This window comes from Streptomyces sp. NPDC059456 (assembly GCF_042750055.1).
Classification (GTDB): domain Bacteria; phylum Actinomycetota; class Actinomycetes; order Streptomycetales; family Streptomycetaceae; genus Streptomyces.
The window spans coordinates 1-5412 of sequence record NZ_JBHYVA010000595.1; the positions used below are offsets into that span (position 1 = coordinate 1).

Annotated in this window: 4 protein-coding genes; 2 read left to right on the forward strand and 2 right to left on the reverse strand. The window is 71.4% G+C overall.

All coding sequences use genetic code 11. The features are described 5' to 3' along the window. Positions 1–163 precede the first annotated feature (163 nt). The gene (gene glpK, locus ACFXA3_RS34265; RefSeq protein WP_385193413.1) at positions 164–1681 is read left to right on the forward strand and encodes a glycerol kinase GlpK; all 1518 of its coding nucleotides are present in this window, start codon (positions 164–166) and stop codon (positions 1679–1681) included. Positions 1682–1923: 242 nt separating this feature from the next. On the opposite strand, the gene ACFXA3_RS34270 is transcribed toward glpK, so the two are convergent. Both ACFXA3_RS34270 and ACFXA3_RS34275 read right to left on the reverse strand, forming a co-directional pair. Further along, positions 1924–3012, reverse strand: a complete 1089-nt coding sequence (locus ACFXA3_RS34270; RefSeq protein WP_385193416.1) for an alpha/beta hydrolase — start codon at positions 3010–3012, stop codon at positions 1924–1926. A gap of 167 nt (positions 3013–3179) precedes the next feature. Next, on the reverse strand, positions 3180–3836 hold the full coding sequence (locus ACFXA3_RS34275) for an AAA family ATPase (RefSeq protein ID WP_385193419.1): 657 nt from the start codon (positions 3834–3836) through the stop codon (positions 3180–3182). A gap of 258 nt (positions 3837–4094) precedes the next feature. Between ACFXA3_RS34275 and ACFXA3_RS34280 the strand changes: the two genes are divergently transcribed. Continuing rightward, positions 4095–5288 (forward strand): hypothetical protein, encoded by a 1194-nt coding sequence (locus ACFXA3_RS34280; protein WP_385193422.1) that lies wholly within the window; start codon positions 4095–4097, stop codon positions 5286–5288. Positions 5289–5412: the final 124 nt, after the last annotated feature.

A 5412-nucleotide genomic window follows, 5' to 3' on the forward strand; every position in this document is an offset into this window, starting at 1 on the left:
TTTTTCTTTTTTTTTTTGGGGTTTGCCCCCGCGCCGCCCCTCCGGGTCGGGGGCGGCGCGCTCCCCGCCAGTGTTTTTGCGTGCCCCGGGGGGGGGGGGGGCGCCCCCCCCCCCCCCCGCACGGCAGCCCCCCACACGGCATCCCTAAGGAAGGCGGCACCCCATGGCTGACTTCGTCGGCGCAGTGGACCAGGGGACCACGAGCACCCGTTTCATGATCTTCGACCATGCCGGCAACGAAGTGGCGCGGCACCAGCTGGAGCACAACCAGATCCTCCCGCGCTCGGGGTGGGTCGAACACGACCCGGTGGAGATCTGGGAACGCACCAACTCGGTGATGCAGAACGCCCTCCGCCACGGCAACCTCGAGGCCTCCGACCTGGCGGCCGTCGGCATCACCAACCAGCGCGAGACGACCGTCGTCTGGGACCCCCGCACGGGCCGCCCCTACTACAACGCCATCGTCTGGCAGGACACCCGCACCGACTCCATCGCCGCTGCACTGGAGCGCGGCGGCCAGGGCGACGTCATCCGCCGCAAGGCGGGGCTGCCCCCGGCCACCTACTTCTCCGGCGGCAAGATCCAGTGGATCCTGGAGAACGTCGACGGCGTCCGGGAGGCCGCCGAGCAGGGGAACGCCCTCTTCGGCAACACCGACTGCTGGGTGCTGTGGAACCTCACCGGCGGGCCGGACGGCGGCATCCACGCCACCGACGTCACGAACGCCAGCCGCACCATGCTCATGGACCTGGAGACCCTCGACTGGGACGACGAACTGCTGGGCTTCTTCAACATCCCCCGCTCCATGCTGCCCACCATCAACCCGTCCTCCCACCCGGAGGCCTACGGGCAGACCCGCACCTCCCGTCCGCTGCGCGGGGCCATTCCCATCACCGGTGTCCTCGGCGACCAGCAGGCGGCCACCGTCGGGCAGGTCTGCTACGCGCCCGGCGAGGCGAAGAACACGTACGGGACCGGCAACTTCCTGGTGCTCAACACCGGGACGGAACTGGTCCGTTCGCAGCACGGCCTGCTGACGACGGTGGCGTACCAGTTCGGCGACAGCCCCGCGATCTACGCCCTCGAAGGGTCCATCGCGGTCACCGGCTCCGCCGTGCAGTGGCTGCGCGACCAGCTGAAGATCATCGGTGACGCCGCCGAGAGCGAGCGTCTGGCGAGCACCGTCGAGGACAGCGGCGGCATCTACTTCGTCCCCGCCTTCTCCGGCCTGTTCGCCCCGTACTGGCGCTCCGACGCCCGCGGCGCGATCGTCGGCCTGGCCCGCTACCACGACAACGGGCACCTGGCGCGGGCCACCCTGGAAGCCATCTGCTACCAGACCCGCGACGTGGTGGAGGCCATGGAGCAGGACTCAGGCGTCCACCTCGACGTGCTCAAGGTCGACGGCGGAGTCACCGCCAACGACCTCTGCATGCAGACCCAGGCCGACATCCTCGGCGTACCGGTCAGCCGCCCCGTGGTCGCCGAGACGACCGCGCTCGGCGCCGCCTACGCGGCCGGGCTCGCCACCGGCTTCTGGCGGGACACGGACGAACTGCGCACCCACTGGCAGGAGTCCAAGCGCTGGGCGCCCGCCTGGTCGGAGGAACGCCGCACGGAGGGCTACGAGGGCTGGAAGCGCGCGGTGGAGCGCACGCTCGACTGGGCCAAGGTCGAATAGGTACCGGCCGCGGGCCCGCAGCACCGAGGAGGAGACCACGGCCGATCCGGTGGCCCTCTCACCCCGGGCCCGCGGCCAGGCCCTCGCCGCGACGGGACGGGACGAACCCGACGTCCTCGGCGTCGGGGGCGGAGCCGTCGGCGGCGGGTCCGCCCTGGACGCCGCCACCCGGGGCCTGAGCGTCGGGCTCGTCGAAGCCCGCGGCCGAACCGGACGGGCGCCCGCCGGGGCTCCGCCGGCCGCTATTGCGGCTTCGGGCCCTTCATCAGCTTGCTGAGCTGCTCCAGGGGGCCTTCCTGCATGCCTCGGACGTAGTCCCAGCCGTTGTGGTCGCCGCCCTGGATCTCGTGGATCGAAACCTTGACCGGGCCCTTGCCGAACTGCTGCTGGAACTTCTCCATCCGGTCGCGGCCGCCCTCCTTGGTGCCGTACTGGAAGAAGACGTTCACCTCGGGGCCCTTGTTGTTGATCAGTTTCGGGGCGAGCTTCTCGGGGTTGTTCGCGTCCATTTCCGCCTGGTGGCCCTTCCAGAGCGGGGAGTCCGGGACGATCTCGCCGCCGTTGGCGATGACGGCCCGGAAGCGGTCGGGCCGCTGCAGGAGCTGCTTGAGGCCCACGAAGGCGCCGGAGGAGTTGCCCATGTAGGACCAGCCGTCGCGGGACTTGTACGTACGGAAGTTGGCGCGGGCGAGGTCGGGAACGTCCTCGCCGAGCCAGGTGCCCATCTTGGCCTGGCCGGGGATGTCGGAGCCGTCGTAGTAGTACTTGCCGTCCGGATTGAGGAGCGGCATGACCAAGATGAACGGCAGGCTCTTGCCGGCCTCGCTGCCTTCGGCGATGGCCTTCTGCAGGCCCAGCTGCGGCATGGTCGCCCAGTAGTTGTCGGCGTTCCCGTTGCCCCCGGGCAGCGCGATCATGACCGGGAAGGCGCTCTTCGCGTACTCGGGGCGGTCGTACTCCTTGGGCGTCCACACCCACACGGTGCCCTCGAAACCGGACTTGGCGCCCTTCACCCGGGCCTTGGATATGCGGGTGCCGTCGGCCAGCTTGACCGACTGTTTGAACTCGGTGAACGGGCCGGTGGGGAGGGACACGTCCGGGTCCGCGGTCGGGGCGGAGGTCTGCTTCCCGCCACCGCCGTCCTTGTTCTCGTCCCCTCCGGCGGGGGGCTTCGCGTAGCTGACGGCCTCGCCGTTCCCGTCGAACCAGTCCGTCTTCCAGTAGGCCAACCCGGCGCCGGCCCCGGCGAGCAGGGCCACGGCCACCGCCGAGCCGATCCACACCTTCTTGCGGGATCGCCTGGGCTGCTGCGCCTGCGGGTATTCGTGCACGAACTTCGCTCCGAACAGTGCGGCTGCCCTGGGCGGGCAGAACGGGTGGGTCTTCCTCTTTGGATGTGTTTCTCGACGTCCAGGTTGCAAAAACATGCAGAAAATGTCGTTTGGTCTTCACATGGGCGCCCCGCCTCCTGGGAATCGGCCGGCCCCGGCCGCTCCGCTCAGGACGGAGCGGAGAGGGAGGACCCGAACCTCACCGCCGTGACGCGATCCCGCTGCCCGCGGTCGAACACCACCACGGATCCGATGCCCGGAACCTCGGCCGGGCCGCGCTCGACCCGGCCCAGGAACCTCGCCAGCCCCCGCTGGTGCAGTGCGAACACCCGGGGCGACGCGAGCCGGCGACGGGCGTGCTGACCCGACAGGGCCTCCTGAGGGCCGACGTCCAGGACCACCATGTGCAAGGGGCGCCCGGCCCCGCGAGCGGTACGGGCCAGCCACCCGCGCATCCAGCTCCGGCTTCCGCAGTCGTGGATCAGCAGGGGACCACCGCGGCGCAGCTCGGCGCGCAACCAGCGCATGTGCCTCAGCCGCGCCCACGGCCGGTAGAACGCGTAGGGAAGCCATCCGGGCATCCGCGCCTCGATCGACGTGCGCGTGACGCGGGGGTCGACGACCGAGGCGGCACCGGACCACGCCCGCAGCAGCGTGCTCTTCCCGCTCCCGGGCAGCCCGCAGACCACGACCGCCGCGTCGAACGGGTACGAGAGCCACACGTCCCGGCCGGCCGGCCCGCGCAGATCGAGCACTCCGTGCGGGGATATGAGGCGGTCGGGTCGCGCGCCGGCGACCGGGCCGGTGCTGGTGGGTGTGCTCACAGGTGCAGGCCGTCCGTACGAGGTGCAAAGAGCTCCGACACTACGTCACCCCATCGGCCTTCGGACCGGGGCGTACGGGGGCTGCGCGGCCGGGCCGGCGGTGCCGAACGTCCGGTTTGTGGCCGACCGCCCACTGTTTGGCCGATCGGAACTCGCGTACAAGTGAAGGCCGTGCAGCACCGGGCCGGCCCGTGCCCGGGAAGGGCGCGGGGGCCTGCCACACCGTGTTCCTCTCGACCGTTCACTTCAGGGGGCATCATGCGCATGCGTTTACGTTCCTGGACCCTGGCCGCAGTGGGCCTGCTCGCCGCAGCCGCCGGTCCGGCGTACGCGGCCGGCACGTCGTCGGCAGAGCCGGCGTCGGGGGCCGTCCGGTACACCGTCCAGGACCTCGGCACCCTGGGCGGCACCCGCAGCAAGGCGACCGCCATCGACGGCGGCACCGTCGTCGGCAGCTCGCTGACCAGAGGCGACGCCGCCGAACACGCCTTCGCGTACGACCTGCGCAGGCACGCCATGATCGACCTCGGCACGCTGGGGCAATCCAGCCGGGCGACCGCCGTGCAGGGTGACTTCATCGTCGGGGAGTCGGACCTTGCCGCCGACGGCCCGACCCACGGATTCGCCTACGACGTCCGGACCCGCCGGCTCCGCGACATCGGCACGCTCGGCGGCAGCAGCACCCACGTCACCGGCCTCGACGGCGACACCGTGGTGGGCACGTCCTCGCTGCCCGGCGACGTGGTCACGCACGCGTTCGCGTACAGCCTGCGCACCCGGGCCATGACCGATCTCGGCAGCCTCGCCGGCCCGTCGGGCCACAGCGCCGCGGCCGCCGTCAGCGGTGCGGTCGTCGTCGGCAGCTCCTCCCTGCCGAACATGCCCGCCGCCACGACGCACGGGTTCGCGTACGACCTTCGCACCAACGCGATGACCGATCTCGGCACCCTCGGCGGCCGCTCCAGCACCGCCAACGACATCAGCGGGTCCACCGTGGTCGGCCAGTCCCGAACGGCCGGCAACACCCTCACCGGATACGCCTACGACCTCCGCACCGGCGCCCGCACGGACCTGGGGTCCCACCTCCTGACCGGGCAGCTGATCAGCGGCAGCACCGTGGTCGGCGGTGACGGCATGCTCGCCAGCTCCTTCGACCTCACGACGCACACGAGCACCGTGATCGGTTCCGGGCGGGGCGTCACCGAGGTCAAGCAGATCTCCGGCAACCTCATCGTCGGCGACAACTTCGCCCCCAACTCCTTCGGCTTCGTCACCCGCGTCGACAACGGCGAGTTCACCTACCTCCCCTCCCTGGGCGGCCTCAACTCCTCCGCGACGCAGGCCAACGGCAAGGGCGTCGTCGCGGGCAGCGCGGCCCTCGCCTCCGGCGACCCGGGCACCGCCAACGGCCCCTTCCACGCGGCCGTCTGGGTACCGCACACGACGGCGTAGCGGAACGGACCACGGGCGCCGGATGGGCGGGACGCCCGATCCGGCCGACCCGGCCGCCCTTCGACTTTCCGGCCGGCCGGGCGGGGGGGGCCCCCCCCCCCCCCCCCCCCCGGCGGGTATGAAA

Bases quoted from the DNA above. Each gene is read 5' to 3' on its own strand.
- glpK (WP_385193413.1), top strand. From the start codon at position 164: ATGGCTGACTTCGTCGGCGCAGTGGACCAGGGGACCACGAGCACCCGT.
- ACFXA3_RS34280 (WP_385193422.1), top strand. From the start codon at position 4,095: ATGCGCATGCGTTTACGTTCCTGGACCCTGGCCGCAGTGGGCCTGCTC.